The organism is Paraburkholderia sp. RL17-368-BIF-A, from assembly GCF_046054045.1.
GTDB lineage: Bacteria > Pseudomonadota > Gammaproteobacteria > Burkholderiales > Burkholderiaceae > Paraburkholderia > Paraburkholderia graminis.
Window position 1 is genome coordinate 409,389 of the sequence record NZ_JARESN010000002.1, and the last position, 18,236, is coordinate 427,624.

The window sequence follows — 18,236 nt, forward strand, 5'->3', positions numbered from 1 at the left end:
ACTTGCTGCGCCCGCCACCCAACCGACCTCACCCAATTGCAGTACCCTTTACAGCTAACCTGTCCACTCATCCACAACGGAGTTCCGACAATGCGATACAACCAGCTTGGCCGTACCGGCGTCTTCGTTTCAGAACTGTGTCTCGGCACGATGACCTTCGGCGGCGGCGAAGGCATGTGGAAGCAGATCGGCGATCTGCAGCAGGCGGACGCCGAGCGGCTGGTCGGCCGGGCGCTCGACGCGGGCATCAATTTCATCGACACCGCCGACGTCTATGCCGAAGGCCTGTCCGAGCAGATCACCGGCCAGGCGCTGAAAAATCTCAAGGTGCCGCGCGACAAGGTCGTGGTGGCCACCAAGGTGTTCGGCCCGACGGGAGAGTTTCCGAATGCGCGGGGCGCGTCGCGGTATCACATCATCGACGGAGTGAAGGCCAGTTTGAAGCGCCTGCAACTCGATCACGTCGATCTGTATCAGATTCACGGTTTCGATCCGGCCACGCCGATCGAGGAAACCGTGCGCGCGCTCGATACGCTCGTGCAGCACGGCCACGTGCGCTATGTCGGCGTGTCGAACTGGGCGGCCTGGCAGATCGTGAAGGCGCTTGGCATCGCCGAGCGTCTGGGGCTCGCGCGCTTCGAAACCCTTCAGGCTTATTACACCGTCGCGGGCCGCGACCTCGAGCGCGAACTGGTGCCGATGCTGCAAAGCGAAGGCCTCGGACTGATGGTATGGAGTCCGCTCGCGGGCGGGCTGCTGAGCGGCAAATACGGCCGCGAGCAGCAGGGTGAAGCGGGCAGCCGGCGCACCACGTTCGACTTTCCGCCGGTCGATCGCGAGCGCGCGTACGGCTGTATCGACGCGATGCGCGAGATCGCCGAAGCTAAGCGCGTGTCGGTCGCGCAGATCGCGCTGGCGTGGCTGCTGCATCAGCGGGTGGTGACGTCGGTGATCGTCGGCGCGAAGAAAGTCGAGCAACTCGACGACAACATCGCGGCCACCGGCGTCGCGCTCACCGCTGACGACCTGGCGAAGCTCGATCAGGTGAGCGCGCTGCCCGCCGAGTATCCGGGCTGGATGCTCGCGCGCCAGGGCGAGGCGCGCCGCAAGCAACTGGAGGAAGCGCGCCGTCTGGTGTGACGCTTTGCGTGAAGTGCGGCCGCTTCGTCGATACGCCGGGCTCGTCGGCCTTGCTGCTGAACGCGCTGCGCGATCCGTTGCACGGATTTCCTCATGCAAACCCGTATGACGATCAACGATCGCCTGCGATCCGCAGCGCCGGACCGCAGCGCAGCGCCGCGAAAATCGGCGAAACGATGCGCTATCAATCTGAAGCGGCGCTCGGCAAAGCGTTTCAGCAAAACGTCGGCGTGACGCCGGAACGCTACCGACGTCCACCGCACGACAACGCGCCGGCTGCAACTGCCTGGCCCGAACGGCGAACCCTGGCCCTCAGCGCCCATCGTCGCCCGCGCCGAACACGCGTTTTTCGACAACCGACATCAACCATGCGACCAGCAACGCGCATACGGTGCCGAGCGTCACTTCGCCGAGGCGCAGGATCGCCCTGTCCCACGCGGGGCCGATGCCAGGCACCAGCAGCATGATGGTCGCGGTGATGCCGCCGAGCCGCGCCGCGCTGCCCACGTTGACGATCCAGCAGATCACGATGGCCGCCGCCACCGTCGCCGCGTAGGCCGCGAAATAGCCGTCGCCGAGCGTCGCGCCCGCGAGCCCGCACAGCCCGCCGACCATCGCGCCGATGAACTGATCGCGCGACAGCTTGCGCGTGTCGATATAGCTGTGCTGGCTCACGGCAATGGCGGTGATCGCGGCCCAGAACGCCTGCTCGGTGTGGAGCGCCTGGCCGATGCCGAACGCGAGGCTCGCGCCCGTCACCGCCTGCAATGCCATCAAACTGCCTTCGACGAGCCGCTCGCCGAACGGCAGCGATTTGAGGAAGGCGAACAGCGACTCGCCGGCGCTTGCGCGTTTCGTTCGTGCTGGGTGATCGGAAGGAGTCATCGGCGGGCGAGGTAGCAAAGGCTGGTGAAAACGAAAGGTACGCGAGCTGCGAAAGCCCGCCCGTATTCTAGCTTTCGCTACGACGCAGCCGGCGATAACGGTTCATCAGCGGCGTCGCCGACACGCCGTGAATCACCACCGACGCAGTCACCACCGCGAGCGCGAGCGGCACGAGCGGCTTGATGTCGGCGGCTGGCCCGTGTTCGAGCGAATACGCGAGGTAGTAGAACGAGCCCACGCCGCGAATCCCGAACCAGCTCATCAGGCGGCGCTGCGTCGGCGAAGCGGCCGAGCCGATCAACGACAACGCGACCGACGCCGGCCGCACGAACATGAAGAGCGCAATGACGAGCGCGAGCGCCTGCCACGTGAAGAGCGGCGCGGCGAGTGTGGCGAGCACGTTGCCGACCATCGCCATGATGATCACTTCGGCGATACGTTCCAGTTCGATCGTGAAGCCGAGCACCGACTCGGTCATGAACGCGTGCGCCTTGTCGGGATCGGACGCGGTCGCTTCGACGTCGGCGGAATCGACGGTGCCGATCGTTTCGCGCGGCGACGTGCCGCCGCTCGCGCGATATTCGACGCGGCGCATCGACACGCCCGCCGCGAACACCGCGAGAAAACCGTAGGTGCGCGCGAGCTGCGCCGCGCCGAACGACAGGCCGATCAACCCGAGCGCGAAGAAACCTTCGAGGCCGAGCGCATGCGCAAAGCGCGTGCGCAGCCAGGCGACCGCATGGGTCGTCACCCAGCCGAGCAGCGCGCCGATCGCGATGGCGCCGAGCACGCCCCACACGGCGGACGCGGCGAGTTTAAGGTTGAGCACGTCGCCCGCGCCCGCGCCGTGCATCGCGCAAAACGCGAGGCCGATCATCGCGAAGGGCAACGCGATGCCGTCGTTCAGACCGCCTTCGCCGGAGAGCGCGAAGCGCAACAGATCGTGATCGCCGGGGTTATGCACCTGCACGTCGTGGGCAAGCACCGGGTCCGTCGGCGCGAGAATCGCGGCCAGCAGAATCGCGGGCCCCCAGCCGAGATGAAGCACGTACACGCAGAAGAGGGCGAGAAGCGGCACGGTCGCGAGCATCGCAAGAAAGCCAAGACGCAGCGGCACCATCCACAGTTTGTCGAGCACGCCGACGCGCAGGCGCAATCCGATCGCGAAGAGCGACACCAGCAGCGCGACTTCGGTGAGCATGCGCAGCAAGTGCGCGTCGGCGGCCATGTCGAGATGCAGCAGCCCGACACCAGGCGGCCCGAGCGCGTAGCCGATCGCGACATACACCATCGCCGCGCTGACGGGCAGGCGGCGCAGCGTCGTCGCGGCCACGCCCATGAAAACGAGCACGGAGCCGACGATGAGAAACCACAAAGTTTCGTGCATGAGCATCCAGTCAAGGCCGGCATGCAAACGGCGCGTGCCGGCCGGGGTGGAAGGGCGCAAGCCTTGATGCGTCACGCGCACATGAGGGCATGGGAGCGCATGTGATGCGTCAGAGCGCGCATGAATGCGGTGAAAGGCGAATGGATGCGGACGAAAGCGGCTTCAGGGCGCGCGTCCAAACGCTTCGCGCAGCTTGCGCTTGGCTTGCTCCAGCGTTGCGCGGCGAGTTTTCGGCAGGTTTCGGCCCGCGCGGTTGATGTAGAAGTTGAGCATCGACATCGCCGATTGAAACGGTGTGCCTTTGCGGCGGCGGCTTTTCGTCGACGACTGTTTGAGCGACTGTGCGATTTCCTCCGCGTTGCCGTTCTTGAAGATGTCCCGCTGGAGGTCCATCGCGTCGCTCGTTTCCATCACGTGATGCGACCACTTGTGCGGGCTCTTGCCGCCGTTCGCGCGCGACGCCTTCTTGTGCTGCGCCGCATGAGCCTGCGCGTGACGTTGCCGCGGCGGACGTCCGGACCGGCTTTGCGCCTTCGGGCGCTTCGTCTTGCGTGTGGTCTTGCTGGTGGCCATCGGAGCCGCCTCCTTTGCCAGATGTCTGGTGCTGTTTGCGGGTCGTACTCGCTTTGCATGCGTGATGCGCGATTCGTGATGCGCTATTCGCGACGCCGTTCTCTCGTTCGAAATTAAAAGCGCCGGCCGCCGCAACGGCGGCATGCCGGCGCGTAGTCTATAAACCGCGCAGCGAACCGCGCGGTTTCGCGTGCCTCGCCGATTACAGCTTCACGCCACCGGCTTCCGGCGCGTCCGACGAGCCTGCCGGAATATCGCCGACGCCGGCGTCATCGCGCATATCGAAACGGTCGCGGCTCCAGTACGGCTCGCTGCCGTAGTACTGGTGCACGGACGTGGCCCATGTCGCGTCCGCCATCGACGGCCAATGGTCCTTGTCGAACCCCGGCGCGTTTTTCACGCGCTCGGCCGGCATGTTCAGCACGAAGCATTTCTGCTCGGTGTCGAGCGTGAGCGCGTGCCACGGAATGGCGAGCAGTTTGTCGCCGATGCCGAGGAAGCCGCCGCTCGAAAGCACTGCATACGCGATACGCCCTGAGCGCACGTCGAGCATGATGTCCTTGATCTTGCCGATATCCTCGCCGTCGCTGCTGAGCACTCTGTTGTCGTCGAGTGTGTCTGCCGCCATTACGTCCGGGCCCGGGCCTTCCGCCGTCGCGCTGCCTTTACCGACGATGCGTGCGCCTTGCGTGCCTTGCGTCTGACTTTGCATGACCATGATCTGTCTCCTTCGCAGGTTTGGGGGTGATGACGAGTGCAGCAACGCGCGTTCCTCGTCCGCTTTCGCCAAGCGTTTGCCACGCGCTCGCGCGGTCCGCGTAAATGATGCGCGCCCCATTGAAATTCCTGCGCCGGTGCCGTGCTTTCGAACGCGTTGTAAAGAATGCGCTCGGCATGTCGATTGCTCGATTCATGGTGAGCATCATGAATCCACGCATCTGTGGGAGACCTCATCATGAACAACCGAATTCACTATCAGTCGAACATCTGCGGCGGCGATTTCGCGCATGTACTCGAATGCTTTCGCGACTGGAAATCGCAGACGCTCGTGTATCGCAGGGATCAGCGCATGTTCGAAGGCAAGCAGGAAGTCCGGCCCTTGACGGAGCGCGTGTTCCCCAACGGCGAGATCGCGCATGAAGCGCTCGCGCAGATTTGCGATCCGCGCGATCCTTATGCGTTGGCCGCGGAAATCCGCGACGGCGAGCGCGACGTGTGGCTCGTGATGGCCGCATTCGAAGAGAAAATGTGATTCGTTGCCCGAACTAATTGCGCGGTGTACGCGGTGCAATCGTGCAGCGCAGCGCTGATCCGAAGTGAGCCGATTCAACTCGCTGCGGGTTTGTCCGCGGACTGCGGCGAGCCGACGCGCTCCCCCGCGGCTCGCCGCGTGCTTCGCGCGCCGGTTTTCCGGCTGGCTTTTCCGGTGACTTCCTCGTTGACCTTAGCGCGAGCAGCCCGGCCGGTTTTTGCGCCGGCTTTCGCCGCGGCCTTGTTCGCTTCCTTGCGAATCACACGCGACTTCTGAAGCAGCGTCGAAATCGAGCCGTTGATGCTGTCGGCGGCTTGTGCTTCGCGCAGCTTGCGGCCCTTCGCGCCCGCCTGACGCGCGAGTTTCGCCGCGCGTTTTTCCGCATGTGCGAGCAACGCGGCAAACGCCACTTCGTCCACTTTCAGACCGCGCCTCGACTGGCCCGGCGGCAAGGTCTGCAATTCGTCGGCTTCGAATGCGCTGATGACGGCCGGATGGATATAGCAGCGCCGGCAGACAGCGGGCGTATTGCGCAGCAGGCCCGCGACTTCCTTCACGGTCGCGACGATATGGCGCCGCGCTTCCGTGGCGCTCTCGCACACGAGGCGCCGCAGCGTTGCGAGCGCATACACGCTGCCGGCCCATGTCCGATAGTCTTTCGCGGTGAAGTCCGCGCCGCTTGCACGGCGCAGATAGTCGTTGATGTCGGCAGAGCCGACGGTGCGGCGCGTGCCGTCCTCGTCGAGATACTGGAACAGGTCGTGCCCCGGCAGTTCCGCACAGCGCCGCACGATGCGCTTCACGCGCGGGTCGTCGACCGTGACGTCGTGCTCGATGCCGCTCTTGCCGCGAAACCTGAAACGCAACTGTCCCGCTTCGACCTTCACATGTTTCTTGCGCAGCGTCGTCAAACCGTATGACTGATTTTCGCGCGCATATTCGACGCTGCCGACGCGCACAAGCGTCGTATCGAGCAGCCGCACGACGGCCGCGAACACCTTGTCGGCAGGCATGCCCGGCAGTTCGAGATCGCGCGCGACGCGGGCGCGAATCCTTGGCAACGCGCGGCCGAATTCCGCCATGCGTTCGTACTTGTCCGCGTCGCGCGTTTCGCGCCAGCGCGGGTGATAACGGTATTGCTTGCGGCCGCGCACGTCGCGTCCGGTCGCCTGAATGTGGCCGCGCGGATCGGGGCAAATCCATACGTCCTCATAGGCGGGCGGAATCGCAAGCGAGTTGATGCGCTGGATTTCCGCTTCGTCTTCAATGCGTTTTCCTTCGACGTCGAAATACGCGAAGCCTTCTTTCTCGCGCTTGCGTGTGTAGCCAGGCTTGCTGTCGTCGGCGTGGCGCAAACCAGGCGGCATCGCGGCGGGCGCGGCCTGCTTCGCGCTGTCGTCGGTCGATGCATGACCGTTTTGAGTTGTGCTGTTCGTCATAGCCATCTTCGCAGGTAGAACTTTCAAGCGTGAAGCGCGTTGCGCCAGTGATGGCCCGGAGCAAGGCCGGTGCCTGGCGCATACGCTGCGAGTGCGCGGGCGGAACGGTCCTTGCGAACAACGTCATACGTATCAACGCAAACGCAAACGCAAACCCAACCCAAAAGGAGAGCGCCATGAGCAGCACGCTGAATCCCGATGAAGAGCCGCAACAGGTGGTGAAGCAGACCTCCGGCACGACGGGCACGTTGGGACCGAGCGATTCGTCCGATAGCGGCAGCGATGTCGCCGGCGAGAAGCGTCACGAGTTCGACGTCGAAACTGAACTGGACAATCACGCGCTCGAAACCGGGGAAGCCGAACTCGCCAGCGACACCGATCGCGCCGGCACGGGCGAGCGCGCCGCAGCCGACGGCGATTCGACGCTCGATCCCGATCGCGATATCGAGCCCGATCACATCGTGCGGCCATCGGCAGCCGATGACGGCGACGACGGTCTCGACGAGGACCCCACCGGTCTTTAATCGACCTGTCCGGTTCACACCCAACGCGCCGCAACGCCGGCCCAGCGGGCGGCGCAGCCAGATCGACGGGCACGCGCGGGCGGCAGGCACATGCCTTGCTGCCGCATAGTCAATGAGTAGCAAATCACGGAGGCGGCCGCGTCGAACGCGCGCAGCCCCGCACTGGAATTGAAGGAGAGAACGCAATGGCTAACAGCCTCGACGGTCTAAAGATAGCGGTACTCGCAGTCGACGGTTTCGAACAGGCGGAACTGGTCGAGCCGAAACGCGCGCTTGCCGAAGCGGGCGCGACCGTGCATGTGATTTCACAGAAGCCGGGCAAGATCCAGGGCTTCAAGCACGTCGACAAAGGCGACACGGTCGACGTCGATTCGACTTTCGACAAAGCCACCGCCGACGACTACGACGCAGTCGTATTACCGGGCGGCGTGGTGAACGGCGATGCGATTCGTTTGCTGCCGCAGGCGCAGGCCTTCGTCAAAGCCGCCGACAGTGCGAAGAAGCCGATCGCGGTGATTTGCCACGGCACGTGGCTGCCCGTATCGGCGGGAATCATCAAGGGTCGAACGGTGACGAGCTGGCCGAGTCTGCAGGACGACATTCGCAACGCGGGCGGCACATGGGTCGATCAGGAAGTGGTGGAAGACAACAACCTGATTTCGAGCCGTAAGCCCGATGACATTCCCGCATTCAACAAGGCGCTGATCGGGCAACTGTCGAAACGCAAGGCGGCATGAGCGGCGCAACGCGATTCGCGCATGCGGCGAGCGAGCAGCGCCGGTGACTCCGTAAGCAAGGGAGAAAAAGCATGAAACTACGGTATTCCCTACAAGTGATGACTGTCGCGCTCGGTCTTGGCGTGGCGTCGGCCGGCGCGGTCCACGCGCAGGCAAGCGACGCCCCTGCAAGCGATGCGCCCGCGGGCGGCACGCAGCTCTCGCCCGCGGACCAGCAGTTCATCCAGGACGCTTCGCAATCCGACGCCACCGAAATCGCCGCGAGCAAGATCGCGTTGAAGAATTCGCGTGATCCGCGTGTGAAGAAGTTCGCGCAGCAGATGATCACCGATCATACAAAGCTCTCGCAAAGCATGGCCGCGCTCGCCGCGAAGAAGCGGCTGCCGGCGGCGGGTGCGGCCGATTCGGCACTCGTCGGCAAACTGCAAACGCTCAAGGGCCAGCAGTTCGATGAAGCGTACGTCGAGCAGGTCGGGGTCGAGGCGCATCAGCGAGCGGTCGATCTGTTCCAGCAGCAAAGCCAGAGCGGCACCGACTCGCAACTGAAGGCTGCGGCGGCGCGCGCGCTGCCCGTCATCAAGCATCATCTCGAGATGGCGAAGCAGCTCGCCGGCACCATGAAGGGTTCTTCATCATGAACGCTATCCTGCCGCGGCCTGCCTATGAGGACTCCCTTATGCAGATCACTTTCCCCGACGACAAGCCGACCTTCGACGGCGCGAACCTGACGGTTCGCTTCATGGCGCGCGTGGACGGCGAACCGGTTGTCTGCGCGATTACCGTCGAGGCGCTCGAGGATCACTTCGGCGCGCCGTCGCCGCTCGAAAGCGCCTTGATGGAGGCCTTCGACAAGGGCCGCAACCGGATCCGTTCGGTATGCGCCGAAGCGCTCGACCAGAACAACGGCGAAGGCGTAATCTTGCATAGCGGACTGTTCCGGGTGGAAGGCATGGAACCCGATCGCGGCAACGCTGCCTGAGTTCATCGCGCCGCTGCTCCGCTGCTCGCCGCCGGTCTTCGTCAACTCCTCGCCACAAGGCGCACCGCGGTTCGCGAGCGTCGTCTGTAAAAACGCATCACGATGCAAGGAGGCCTTATGTCACTCATCGTCGCAGCACGCTTTACGACTTTTCCCGCCGCTGAGGAAGCGGCGCAAAAACTCTTCAATGCAGGCTTCGTCGAAGAAGACGTCACGCTTTTCTTCGTCAATCCGCGCGGTCAGCATGCGCGTTTTCCGATTGGCGGCGACGTGCATACCGACGCCGGTGCGAAAGGCGCGCCGAAGGGCGCCGGTCTCGGCGTGACGGTCGGCGCGGTGGCGGGCGCGATCATCGGCGTCGGCATCTTCGCGGCGTTCTCGGCGCCGCTGCTTGTCTCTGTGATTGCGGCGGGCGTCGGCGCCTATATCGGCTCGCTTGCCGGCGCGATGTGGCGCACACGCAAGGACGGCGACGCAGGAAACGGTGCGGTGTTTCACCAGGAGGCGCGCGATTCGGGCGTGCTCGTCGCCGTGCACGTATCGCCCGACAATCAGCTCGAGGCGGCGCGCGTGCTGCGTGAAGCGGGCGGTGTGTCGATCGAGCGTGCAACGGGCCGTTGGCAGCAGGGGCGCTGGGCCGACTTCGATCCGTTGAAGCAGCCGGTGCCGCTCAACGAGTACAGCGAGAAGCGCGCTTGATGGACGCTCGTACGAGCGCTGCGTAACAGCGAGTAGGCCCGACAACTTAATGTCGGGCCTTTTCTTTTACGGACCGCAAACCGCGGAACACGCGTACAGCTTGCCTTAGACCCTTGCGGTTCATACCCAGACGCGTGCGGCGCCGCGCTGCGGCAAAGGCAGCGCATGCTCCGCCGGCGGTTGCTCGCGCGCCGGCTCGCATGAAGCCGGAATGATGCCGTTGCGCGACGTGCCGCACGACGAAGGCGCTGTTCGTACGCTTTCGGGCGTGCTTGCGGTAACGCCTGTAGGCGGCTCCATATGCTGACGAATCTGAAACACGCCCGCCGACGTGACGATCGCGACGGTGGCCAGAAGCTCTGCGCTGCTGATCTTCATGATGTTGCTCTCCCTGTCGTTGCTGCCCGCGATTCTTTTCAACTCTTGTGCACTGCATGACATCGCGCGGGCGAGATGAAGAGAGCAACGCACATGCCAATCCCAACAGCTTGCTGTGCATGCGTCGTTCGACACGCCAGGCACGCGCCGTGCGAGTAGTTGAGTGAACTCCGTCGCGTGCATTCATGAGCAGTTCACGACAAAGCAGGGCACGCGCATAACGACACACGCGCTAACCCTCGCGACGGATTCCGCGATTAACGAAACCCCTTGGAGGTATTGAATGGCTACGAACGTTGTTTCCGTGCTGAACGATCTCGTCGAAACATCGAAGGATGGAGAAAAGGGCTTTCGCAAGGCAGCCGAAGATGCGCGCGACACGCAGTTGAAGACGCTCTTCCTCACGCGTGCCGAAGACTGCGCCCGCGGCGCACGCGAACTGCAGGATGTGGTTCAGCGTTTGGGCGGCAAGCCGGAAACGGGTGGCAGCGTGAGCGGCGCGCTGCATCGCGGTTGGGTCGACATGAAGTCGGCGGTGACGGACCGCAGCGATCATCAGATACTCGTCGAGGTCGAGAAGGGCGAGGACGTCGCGAAGAAGAGCTATCACGACGCGCTCGAAAAAGAATTGCCCGCGGATGTGCGCGCGATCGTTGAGCGTCAATATCAGGGCGTGCTGCAGAACCACGACCGCGTGCGTGATCTGCGCGATCAGTATGCGGCGAAGAGCTAACGGCTAAGCCTCGCGTTCACGCAAAAAAGCCGTCCGCATGCGGACGGCTTTCTCTTTGCCCGGCGCGGAATTCATGAAACGCGCCGGGCTTGCTGCAACCGCATTTACTCGGCTGCGATTTTCAGGCGGTTCTTGACGCTCGTCACACCCTTCACGCCTTCCACGACGTCCTGGGCGGCGAGTTTATCGTCGGCGGAAGGCACGGTGCCCGTGAGCCACACGACGCCCTTGCGCGTCTTCACATGGATATGCGTGGACTTCACGTTCTTCGCGCCCAGCAGTTCTGCCTTGACCTTGGTGGTGATCGTGCCGTCGTCGATATGCTGACCGATGCTTTCCGACGATGCGGGCGGCGCCGAGGCGCTGGTTTGCGCGGTAGCGTTCAGTGCGAATGCGACACACGCGATGCTGCCTGCGGTCTTCAACAGATGGATGGTCTTCATGGTTCCTCCTTCGGGTGTTGATGAAATGGCGGTCTTGTTGCCTGCGGTCGATCGCGGCCTGCGCCGCCGATGACTCGCGTGGGATCGTTGCCGCTACGGTTCCGTCAGGGCCCGTTATCGACACCGGCCGGGTCTTCGCAGTCGTTGCGCCTCAGTCGTTAAACGATTAGCGCCGGATGCGAGGACGCACGTCCGTCCACATAGAGCCGGGTCGCAAAGTCTGTGCCCGCGGATCAGTCCGCGCAGTGCAAAGCCGGTCGAGCCCCGATTGCAGCGGCGCTTTTCCGCTGATGAATAAGCGCTCAGCACGCCACGAAAGGGCGGAGCAAAAGATAAGAAGTGAACCCGGAATTTGCCGCCTCGCTTGTAAAAAAGGCGCCGCGCGGGGCCGCAATTCGCAAGCCCGAAAAAGCAAAGGCTAGAAAAAACAGCGTGTTGCAAAAGCTGGTACGGCAGTTGCTCTGTTCAGGTTGCTCTTTACTTCAGCTATTCATGGGACCTCAACACGATGCCTTCAATTGAACTTCGCACAAGGCAGTCTCTTGCACTCACGCCGCGCTTGCAGCAGTCCGTGCGTCTGTTGCAGCTATCGTCTCTGGAGTTCCAGCAGGAGTTGCGAACCGCGCTCGATACGAACCCCTTCCTCGAATACGATTCGTCGGAAACGGAAGACGTCGCGCTCGCAACGCCGACCCCCGACGAAGCCGGCGCGCTGCCCGCCACCGATGCGGTCGCGGCCGCCGAGCCCGACGCATTGCCCGCCGAAGCGGTGACGAGCGAGACGCTCGACAGCGGCGGCCCGGACGACATGCCGGGAGACTTCTCGGGCGACTACAGCAGCCGCAGTTCGGCACGCCAGAACGGCGATTCCGACGGCAGCGATCCCGCCGAATGGGCGCGCTCGCAGCCGACCTTGCGCGAGCAGTTGCATGACGCGCTGCGTCTTTACCGGCTGGACGACCGCGATCGCGCCGTCGCGCGCTTCATCATCGAGGCGCTCGACGACGACGGTTATCTACGCCAGGACCTCGCGGATCTCGCGGACAGCGTCGATCTCGAGCCCGAGTTGACCGAAGAAGAATTGCTGGTGGCGCTGCGCCTCGTGCAATCGCTCGACCGTCCGGGTCTCGGCGCACGTTCGCTGTCGGAATGCCTGCTGCTGCAGGTCAACGCGTTGCCCGCGGAGACGCCGGGGCGCGACGTCGCGCGGCAGATCGTCGAGCATCATCTCGAACGGCTCGCGCGTCGCGAGCAGGCTGAATTGCAGAAGCAGATTGGCTGCAGCGCGGAAGAACTGCGCGTGGCCTGCGCGCTCGTGCGCAAGCTCGACCCGAAGCCGGGCAATTGCTATGGCCGTACCGAGGACAACTACGTCGTGCCCGATGTGATCGTGCGTCAGGTGCGCAACAAGTGGGTCGTGACGATCAACCCCGCCGTGCAGCCGCGCGCGCGGATTCACCGCATGTATGCCGAGCTGTTCGCGCAGTCCGCGGGCGCGAGCCGTTCGCCGCTCGCGCAGCAGCTTCAGGAAGCCCGCTGGTTGATCAGGAATGCGCAACAACGCTTCGATACGATTCAACGCGTGGCCGAATGCATCGTCGCGCATCAGAAGGCGTTCTTCCAGTACGGCGAAATCGCGCTGAAGCCGATGGTGCTGCGCGATGTCGCCGACGAACTCGGTCTTCACGAATCGACCATCTCGCGCGCGACGGGCAACAAATATATGGCCACGCCGCGCGGCATTTTCGAATTCAAGCATTTCTTCCCGCGTGAACTCGGCACGGAAAGCGGCGGCACCTGTTCCGCCGCCGCGGTGCGCGCGCTGCTCAAGGAAATGATCGCCGCGGAAAACACGCGCGATCCGCTGTCCGATGTGACGCTTGCGAAGATGCTCGCCGATCAGGGCGTGCTCGTTGCGCGCCGCACGGTCGCGAAGTATCGTCATCTGATGAAAGTGCCGCCGGCGGAGTTGCGCCGCCAGGTTTGAGCCGCGAGTTTGAGTCGCGAATTGAGTCGGCTCGACGTTTGTTGCATGCGGTGATTCGATCGAAACTGAAGCGCCACGCGAGGCTGTCCGCCCGCGTGGCGCTTTTTCGTATCTGGACGTTTCGCGCACGCCCCATTACATTGGCGGGTCAAATCGGAAACGGGTGAGCGCGATGAAGTATTCGAGTCGGGTCGAGGGTTTGCAAGGCAGGCGCACGTCGGCGTGGGAAATTCATCGGGTCGCGCAGCAGGCGGCCGCGAAGGGCGAGGACGTGATCGTGCTCAGCGTCGGAGACCCCGACTTTGCGACGCCCGCGCCGATCGTCGAGCGCGCCATCGACGCGTTGCGCGGCGGCGATACGCACTACAGCGCGGTCTCCGGCCGCGATCCGTTGCGTGCGGCGATTGCGAGCGAACACTCGCGCATGAGCGGCGTCGCCGTCGCGCCGGCCAACGTGATCCTCACCGCGGGCGCGCAAAACGGCGTGTTCGCCACGTCGCTGTGTCTGCTCGAAGCAGGCGACGAAGTCATCGTTCCAGAGCCGATGTACCTCACGTACGAAGCCTGCGTGCGCGTGGCCGGCGCGACGCTCGTGCCGGTGCCGGTGGACCCCGCGCGTGCGTTCCACCTCGACTGCGACGCGCTCGAAAGAGCGGTCACCTCGCGCACCAAGGCGATCTTCTTCGCGACGCCCTGCAATCCGACCGGCGTCGTCATGCCGCGCGCGGACCTCGAGCGGATTGCGCGCGTCGCCTGCGAGCACGATCTGTGGGTGCTGTCCGACGAAGTCTATGCCGACCTCACGTTCGAGCGCGAACATGTAAGCATCATGTCGCTGCCCGGCATGGCGGAGCGCACGGTCACGCTAGGCAGTCTGTCGAAATCGCATGCGATGGCCGGCTGGCGTGTCGGTTGGGCAATCGGCCCGACGCAGTTGATCGAACACATGGGGCGGCTCGCGCTCGCGATGCTGTACGGCTTGCCGGGTTTCATCCAGCAGGCCGCGCTGACGGCGCTGCAAGAGAAGGCGCGAATCGTCGATGAAATGCGCGAGATTTACCGGCGCCGCCGCGATGTCGTGTTCGAGCACTTGAGCCGCATTCCGCGCTTGCGCTGCCTGCTTCCCGAAGCCGGCATGTTCATGATGGTCGACGTCAGCGGCACAGGTCTCGATACGATGGATTTCACGTGGCGGCTGTTTCGCGCGCAAGGCGTGTCGGTGCTCGATGCAAGCCCGTTCGGCGAGACCGCTAACGGCTTCGTGCGCCTCGGCTTCGTCGTGGATGAAGCACGTCTTGCCGAGGCATGCAAGCGGATTGCGGCGTTTGTGGCGACGGTATAATTCATTCGCGATTCCGCGAATGCCTGCAAGTGCCTTGCATTCGCCAACGAACCTTGAACCATTCGGCTTTACGAGCCGCCGCCTATGCACTTTCGCCCGATTCAGTCCTTCACGCGCAAGCGGCTTTCCGACGTAGTCGCCGATCAGATCAAGCAATTGATCTCGGACGGCGTGCTGATGCCGGGCGACCGTTTGCCGGCGGAACGCGATCTCGCCACGCAACTGGCGGTGTCGCGGCCCTCGCTGCGCGAGGCGCTGATCCGGCTCGAGTCGGACGGTTATATCGCCACGTCAGGGCGCGGCGGTTTTACGGTGGTGGAACTCACCGCGCCGCTCATTTCGGGGCCGCTCGCCGAACTGCTTTTGCAGAATCCGCGTACCAGTGCCGATATTCTCGAATTGCGCCAGGGGCTCGAATCCATTTCGACGGTGTATGCCGCCGAGCGCGCGACAGCCGCCGATCTTCGCAAGATCAAGGCCGCGTTTGAAGCGTTGAAGGCGGCGTCGCGATCGCAGGACCGTGACAATCTCGCGGAACTGGACGCCGCGTTTCACCTCGCGATTGCCGACTCCACGCACAACATCGCGCTTGCGCATGTGATGCACGGCATCCATACGCTGATTCGCGAAGGCATGCGCCAGTACCATCGGCTGATCGATTACGACGAGGCGATGGAAAAGCAGTTGATGAGCCAGCATCAGGCCATCTACGACGCGGTCATGGCGCGTGACGCGCAAAAAGCGCGCAAGGCCGCGGAGCGGCATCTCGCCTTCGTGCGCGAGATTTATCAGGAAGACGCGGCGAAGCTGTAGACGTTTATGGGCGGTCGCGGGCGCCTGTCGCTCAGCGCCCGTCGCGATCTTCCGATTGACACGAACCGGGGACTTCCTTATATTTTTGGTCAGACCAAGCTGACCAACCTTGCCAACATGACCGCCGGCGTTGTCTCCTGCCGCGTTCCGTCCAATGAACTCATGAAAGTCGCCCTCTTTATTCCGTGCTTTATCGACGCGTTCTACCCCGAGGTCGGCATCGCCACACTCGAATTGCTGGAGCGCTTCGGCATCGAGGTCGACTATCCGCAGGAGCAAACCTGTTGCGGCCAGCCGATGGCCAATAGTGGCGCGCACGCGGACGCGGCCGGCGCCGAGCGCGTGTTTGCGCGCAACTTCGCGGGCTATGACTACATCGTCGGACCTTCGGCGAGCTGTATCCATCACGTGCGCGAGCATCTGACCGCGATCGAGCAGACGGATGAAGTCAGAAACGTGCGCGCAGGTGCTTATGAACTCGTCGAGTTTCTGCATGACGTGGTCGGCGCGCGCGAATTTCCGTGGGCTGAGTTTCCGTATCGCGTCGGCTTGCATAACAGTTGCAGCGCGTTGCGGCATCTTAAGGAGGCGTCGGTGTCGGAAGTCGCGGGGCAGCCGTTTTCGAAACCACGCACGTTGCTCGAAGGCGTGAAGGGCATCGAGTTCGTCAAACCGTCAAGACCGGATGAATGCTGCGGTTTCGGCGGCACTTTCTCTGTCACTGAAGAGCCTGTCTCCGTGCGCATGGGGCAGGACAAGGTGCGCGATCATCTGAACGCAGGCGCGCAATACATCGTATCGGGCGACATGTCGTGTTTGATGCATCAGCAAGGCTGCGCCGAGCGCATGAAAGCCGACGCGCGCTTCATCCACATCGCTCAGGTGCTGAACGGGGCACGCGCATGAGCCGCATCGACCACGCGAAGGCAGCCGGCGAGTTCATCAGGAAGACTGAACACGTTGCGTTTCACGACAAGCGTCTGTGGGATTTGCGTGAGAAGCGCGACGCGCAGGCGCACGGCATTGCCGAATGGGAGACGCTGCGCGAACTCGCCTCGGGCATCAAGGAACATACGCTGTCGAATTTGTCCGAGTACCTCGAACAGTTTGCCGCGGCAGCGGAGGCAAACGGGGTCGTCGTGCATTGGGCGTCCACGGCGGAAGAGCACAACGCGCTCGTGCACCAGATCATGTCCGCGCGCGGCATGACCACGCTGGTCAAAAGCAAGTCGATGCTCACCGACGAATGCAAGATGCGCGAGTATCTCGAACCGCGCGGCATTACGGTGATGGAAACCGATCTCGGCGAGCGCATCCAGCAACTCGATCATCAGGACCCGAGCCATATGGTCGTGCCCGCGGTCCACAAGTTGCGCGCGGACGTCGCGCAACTGTTCGGCCGAACCATCGGCACCGACCCGAACAATAGCGATATTCACTATCTCGCCGAAAGCCAGCGCATGAATACGCGGCCTTATTTCGTGCGCGAAAAAACGGCCGGTATGACGGGCTGCAATTTCGCCGTCGCGGAGACGGGCACGGTCGTGGTGTGCACGAACGAAGGCAACGCGGATCTTTCGGCGAATGTGCCGCCGTTGCATATCGCGTCGATCGGTATCGAGAAGCTGATTCCCAAGGTCGCGGACCTCGGCGTGTTTATCCGCATGCTGTCGCGCAGCGCGCTGGGTTCGCCGATCACGCAATACACGTCGCATTTCCGCGCGCCGCGTCCGGGCACGGAGATGCATTACATCCTCGTCGATCATGGCCGCTCGGAGCGGCTCGCGATGGACGACTTCTGGTACTCGCTCAAATGCATCCGCTGCGGCGCATGCATGAATACGTGCCCGGTCTACCGGCGCAGCGGCGGGCTGTCGTATGGCGGCACTTACTCCGGGCCGATCGGCGCGATCATCAACCCGACCTTCGATCTGAAGCGCTATAGCGCGTTGCCGTTTGCGTCGACGCTCAACGGCAGTTGCACGAACGTGTGTCCGGTGAAGATCAATATTCACGAGCAGATCTACAAATGGCGCACGGTAATCGCCGAGCGTCATGAAGTGCCGTTCGTGAAGCAGGAAGTGTTGAAGATGGCGGGGCGCCTGCTGGCGAGTCCGACCTTGTATCGCGCGACCGTCGCGTCGATGAGCGGCGCATTGCGGCGGCTGCCGAATTTCGTGCTGTATAACCCGCTGAATATCTGGGGCAGGCAACGCGAGTTGCCCGAGGCGCCGAAGCAGACCTTCCACGCCTGGTACAAGAAAAACCGCGGAGGTGGCGATGGCAACGCGTGAGGCTTTTCTCGCGAAAGTGCGGCAGGCGCAACCGGCCGCGCGTCCGCGTCCCGATGTGCCGCTCTTTCCCGCGATGGGCGGCGATCTGCGCGAGCGGTTCGCGGCTGCATTGCAAATGATGGGCGGCACATGCGTGCAAGCGCAGGCCGCGTCCGATGTCGCCGCGTTGATCCGCGAGCGGTTCGGCGCGGCCGTGTCGATCGCATCGGCTACAGCCGAAGTGCCCGGCACGCGCATGCTGACCGCCGACACCGAACCGGCATCGCTGCAGGACATCGACGTCGGCGTGGTGCGCGCGCGTTTCGGCGTCGCGGAGACGGGCTCTGTGTGGTTCAGCGAACGCGAGTACGTGGTCAACGCGTTGGGTTACATCGTGCAGCATCTGGTGGTGCTGCTCGATCCGGCGCAACTGGTGGACGGTTTGCAGGACGTTTACCGGCGCGACGACTTTCGCGATGCGCGTTATGCGGCGCTGGTCACGGGGCCGTCCGCGACCGCGGACATTGAAGGCGTGCTGATTCGCGGCGCGCAGGGCGTGCGTTCGCTGACGGTGGTGTGGCTCGCGGCAAAGCCGTAGCGGCAGTGGAGTTTGCTATCATCACTGTATAAACGTACAGGTCCTGCAAACTCC

Annotated in this window: 22 protein-coding genes; 15 read left to right on the plus strand and 7 right to left on the minus strand. The window is 63.6% G+C overall.

Annotated features, from left to right (window positions below; all coding sequences use genetic code 11):
• Positions 1–90: 90 nt before the first annotated feature.
• The gene (locus tag P0D87_RS04905) at positions 91–1,140 is read left to right on the plus strand and encodes an aldo/keto reductase (RefSeq protein WP_006046948.1); all 1,050 of its coding nucleotides are present in this window, start codon (positions 91–93) and stop codon (positions 1,138–1,140) included.
• A 312-nt stretch (positions 1,141–1,452) separates the two neighbouring features.
• Here the strand turns inward: P0D87_RS04905 and P0D87_RS04910 are convergent, their stop codons facing one another.
• From P0D87_RS04910 to P0D87_RS04925, 4 genes are all read right to left on the minus strand, one after another.
• Positions 1,453–2,025 (minus strand): FUSC family protein, encoded by a 573-nt coding sequence (locus P0D87_RS04910; RefSeq protein WP_006046949.1) that lies wholly within the window; start codon positions 2,023–2,025, stop codon positions 1,453–1,455.
• Between the two features lie 67 nt (positions 2,026–2,092).
• Entirely contained in the window at positions 2,093–3,412 is a 1,320-nt protein-coding gene (locus P0D87_RS04915; RefSeq protein ID WP_053860711.1) for a cation:proton antiporter, read from the minus strand.
• 162 nt (positions 3,413–3,574) lie between these two features.
• Positions 3,575–3,985: a DUF3175 domain-containing protein gene (locus P0D87_RS04920; RefSeq protein ID WP_053859184.1), complete on the minus strand. Its 411-nt coding sequence runs from the start codon at positions 3,983–3,985 to the stop codon at positions 3,575–3,577.
• A 202-nt stretch (positions 3,986–4,187) separates the two neighbouring features.
• Complete coding sequence (locus P0D87_RS04925) at positions 4,188–4,703, minus strand: PRC-barrel domain-containing protein (RefSeq protein ID WP_006046953.1); 516 nt, start codon at positions 4,701–4,703, stop codon at positions 4,188–4,190.
• 237 nt (positions 4,704–4,940) lie between these two features.
• Here P0D87_RS04925 and P0D87_RS04930 point away from each other — a divergent pair, with 237 nt between their 5' ends.
• Entirely contained in the window at positions 4,941–5,237 is a 297-nt protein-coding gene (locus P0D87_RS04930) for a hypothetical protein (protein WP_006046954.1), read from the plus strand.
• A gap of 74 nt (positions 5,238–5,311) precedes the next feature.
• Here P0D87_RS04930 and P0D87_RS04935 read toward each other — a convergent pair whose 3' ends face one another.
• Positions 5,312–6,682: a DNA topoisomerase IB gene (locus P0D87_RS04935; RefSeq protein ID WP_053859183.1), complete on the minus strand. Its 1,371-nt coding sequence runs from the start codon at positions 6,680–6,682 to the stop codon at positions 5,312–5,314.
• A gap of 170 nt (positions 6,683–6,852) precedes the next feature.
• On the opposite strand from P0D87_RS04935, the gene P0D87_RS04940 reads away from it, so the two are divergent.
• The 5 genes from P0D87_RS04940 (at position 6,853) to P0D87_RS04960 (ending at position 9,615) form a co-directional block, all read left to right on the plus strand.
• Positions 6,853–7,200, plus strand: coding sequence for a hypothetical protein (locus tag P0D87_RS04940; protein WP_006046956.1), 348 nt, complete (start codon positions 6,853–6,855; stop codon positions 7,198–7,200).
• A 185-nt stretch (positions 7,201–7,385) separates the two neighbouring features.
• Positions 7,386–7,937, plus strand: coding sequence for a type 1 glutamine amidotransferase domain-containing protein (locus P0D87_RS04945; protein ID WP_029965665.1), 552 nt, complete (start codon positions 7,386–7,388; stop codon positions 7,935–7,937).
• A gap of 71 nt (positions 7,938–8,008) precedes the next feature.
• Positions 8,009–8,575: a DUF4142 domain-containing protein gene (locus tag P0D87_RS04950; protein WP_006046958.1), complete on the plus strand. Its 567-nt coding sequence runs from the start codon at positions 8,009–8,011 to the stop codon at positions 8,573–8,575.
• Positions 8,572–8,916: a DUF1488 family protein gene (locus P0D87_RS04955; protein WP_053859182.1), complete on the plus strand. Its 345-nt coding sequence runs from the start codon at positions 8,572–8,574 to the stop codon at positions 8,914–8,916. The genes P0D87_RS04950 and P0D87_RS04955 overlap by 4 nt, the downstream gene beginning before the upstream one ends.
• A 117-nt stretch (positions 8,917–9,033) precedes the next feature.
• A complete protein-coding gene (locus tag P0D87_RS04960) occupies positions 9,034–9,615 on the plus strand; it encodes a hypothetical protein (RefSeq protein ID WP_006046960.1) in 582 nt (193 codons plus the stop codon).
• Positions 9,616–9,735: 120 nt separating this feature from the next.
• Here the strand turns inward: P0D87_RS04960 and P0D87_RS04965 are convergent, their stop codons facing one another.
• Positions 9,736–9,993, minus strand: a complete 258-nt coding sequence (locus tag P0D87_RS04965) for a hypothetical protein (protein ID WP_006046963.1) — start codon at positions 9,991–9,993, stop codon at positions 9,736–9,738.
• Positions 9,994–10,276: 283 nt separating this feature from the next.
• Here P0D87_RS04965 and P0D87_RS04970 point away from each other — a divergent pair, with 283 nt between their 5' ends.
• Entirely contained in the window at positions 10,277–10,726 is a 450-nt protein-coding gene (locus P0D87_RS04970; protein WP_006046964.1) for a ferritin-like domain-containing protein, read from the plus strand.
• 104 nt (positions 10,727–10,830) lie between these two features.
• Here the strand turns inward: P0D87_RS04970 and P0D87_RS04975 are convergent, their stop codons facing one another.
• Entirely contained in the window at positions 10,831–11,169 is a 339-nt protein-coding gene (locus P0D87_RS04975) for a BON domain-containing protein (RefSeq protein WP_006046965.1), read from the minus strand.
• A 339-nt stretch (positions 11,170–11,508) separates the two neighbouring features.
• Here P0D87_RS04975 and P0D87_RS04980 point away from each other — a divergent pair, with 339 nt between their 5' ends.
• The 7 genes from P0D87_RS04980 (at position 11,509) to P0D87_RS05010 (ending at position 18,182) form a co-directional block, all read left to right on the plus strand.
• Positions 11,509–11,691: a hypothetical protein gene (locus P0D87_RS04980; protein WP_132384603.1), complete on the plus strand. Its 183-nt coding sequence runs from the start codon at positions 11,509–11,511 to the stop codon at positions 11,689–11,691.
• Entirely contained in the window at positions 11,678–13,156 is a 1,479-nt protein-coding gene (locus tag P0D87_RS04985; protein ID WP_006046966.1) for an RNA polymerase factor sigma-54, read from the plus strand. Before P0D87_RS04980 ends, P0D87_RS04985 begins: the two co-directional genes overlap by 14 nt.
• Before the next feature lie 172 nt (positions 13,157–13,328).
• The gene (locus tag P0D87_RS04990; protein WP_053859181.1) at positions 13,329–14,498 is read left to right on the plus strand and encodes a pyridoxal phosphate-dependent aminotransferase; all 1,170 of its coding nucleotides are present in this window, start codon (positions 13,329–13,331) and stop codon (positions 14,496–14,498) included.
• Between the two features lie 84 nt (positions 14,499–14,582).
• Positions 14,583–15,311, plus strand: a complete 729-nt coding sequence (locus P0D87_RS04995; protein WP_029970512.1) for a FadR/GntR family transcriptional regulator — start codon at positions 14,583–14,585, stop codon at positions 15,309–15,311.
• 162 nt (positions 15,312–15,473) lie between these two features.
• Positions 15,474–16,217, plus strand: a complete 744-nt coding sequence (locus P0D87_RS05000) for a (Fe-S)-binding protein (protein ID WP_029970513.1) — start codon at positions 15,474–15,476, stop codon at positions 16,215–16,217.
• The gene (locus tag P0D87_RS05005) at positions 16,214–17,605 is read left to right on the plus strand and encodes a lactate utilization protein B (RefSeq protein ID WP_053859180.1); all 1,392 of its coding nucleotides are present in this window, start codon (positions 16,214–16,216) and stop codon (positions 17,603–17,605) included. Before P0D87_RS05000 ends, P0D87_RS05005 begins: the two co-directional genes overlap by 4 nt.
• Positions 17,592–18,182, plus strand: a complete 591-nt coding sequence (locus P0D87_RS05010) for a LutC/YkgG family protein (RefSeq protein WP_029970515.1) — start codon at positions 17,592–17,594, stop codon at positions 18,180–18,182. Before P0D87_RS05005 ends, P0D87_RS05010 begins: the two co-directional genes overlap by 14 nt.
• Positions 18,183–18,236 lie beyond the last annotated feature (54 nt).

Bases quoted from the DNA above. Each gene is read 5' to 3' on its own strand.
- P0D87_RS04905 (WP_006046948.1), top strand. From the start codon at position 91: ATGCGATACAACCAGCTTGGCCGTACCGGCGTCTTCGTTTCAGAACTG.
- P0D87_RS04910 (WP_006046949.1), bottom strand. From the start codon at position 2,025: ATGACTCCTTCCGATCACCCAGCACGAACGAAACGCGCAAGCGCCGGC.
- P0D87_RS04915 (WP_053860711.1), bottom strand. From the start codon at position 3,412: ATGCACGAAACTTTGTGGTTTCTCATCGTCGGCTCCGTGCTCGTTTTC.
- P0D87_RS04920 (WP_053859184.1), bottom strand. From the start codon at position 3,985: ATGGCCACCAGCAAGACCACACGCAAGACGAAGCGCCCGAAGGCGCAA.
- P0D87_RS04925 (WP_006046953.1), bottom strand. From the start codon at position 4,703: ATGGTCATGCAAAGTCAGACGCAAGGCACGCAAGGCGCACGCATCGTC.
- P0D87_RS04930 (WP_006046954.1), top strand. From the start codon at position 4,941: ATGAACAACCGAATTCACTATCAGTCGAACATCTGCGGCGGCGATTTC.
- P0D87_RS04935 (WP_053859183.1), bottom strand. From the start codon at position 6,682: ATGGCTATGACGAACAGCACAACTCAAAACGGTCATGCATCGACCGAC.
- P0D87_RS04940 (WP_006046956.1), top strand. From the start codon at position 6,853: ATGAGCAGCACGCTGAATCCCGATGAAGAGCCGCAACAGGTGGTGAAG.
- P0D87_RS04945 (WP_029965665.1), top strand. From the start codon at position 7,386: ATGGCTAACAGCCTCGACGGTCTAAAGATAGCGGTACTCGCAGTCGAC.
- P0D87_RS04950 (WP_006046958.1), top strand. From the start codon at position 8,009: ATGAAACTACGGTATTCCCTACAAGTGATGACTGTCGCGCTCGGTCTT.
- P0D87_RS04955 (WP_053859182.1), top strand. From the start codon at position 8,572: ATGAACGCTATCCTGCCGCGGCCTGCCTATGAGGACTCCCTTATGCAG.
- P0D87_RS04960 (WP_006046960.1), top strand. From the start codon at position 9,034: ATGTCACTCATCGTCGCAGCACGCTTTACGACTTTTCCCGCCGCTGAG.
- P0D87_RS04965 (WP_006046963.1), bottom strand. From the start codon at position 9,993: ATGAAGATCAGCAGCGCAGAGCTTCTGGCCACCGTCGCGATCGTCACG.
- P0D87_RS04970 (WP_006046964.1), top strand. From the start codon at position 10,277: ATGGCTACGAACGTTGTTTCCGTGCTGAACGATCTCGTCGAAACATCG.
- P0D87_RS04975 (WP_006046965.1), bottom strand. From the start codon at position 11,169: ATGAAGACCATCCATCTGTTGAAGACCGCAGGCAGCATCGCGTGTGTC.
- P0D87_RS04985 (WP_006046966.1), top strand. From the start codon at position 11,678: ATGCCTTCAATTGAACTTCGCACAAGGCAGTCTCTTGCACTCACGCCG.
- P0D87_RS04990 (WP_053859181.1), top strand. From the start codon at position 13,329: ATGAAGTATTCGAGTCGGGTCGAGGGTTTGCAAGGCAGGCGCACGTCG.
- P0D87_RS04995 (WP_029970512.1), top strand. From the start codon at position 14,583: ATGCACTTTCGCCCGATTCAGTCCTTCACGCGCAAGCGGCTTTCCGAC.
- P0D87_RS05000 (WP_029970513.1), top strand. From the start codon at position 15,474: ATGAAAGTCGCCCTCTTTATTCCGTGCTTTATCGACGCGTTCTACCCC.
- P0D87_RS05005 (WP_053859180.1), top strand. From the start codon at position 16,214: ATGAGCCGCATCGACCACGCGAAGGCAGCCGGCGAGTTCATCAGGAAG.
- P0D87_RS05010 (WP_029970515.1), top strand. From the start codon at position 17,592: ATGGCAACGCGTGAGGCTTTTCTCGCGAAAGTGCGGCAGGCGCAACCG.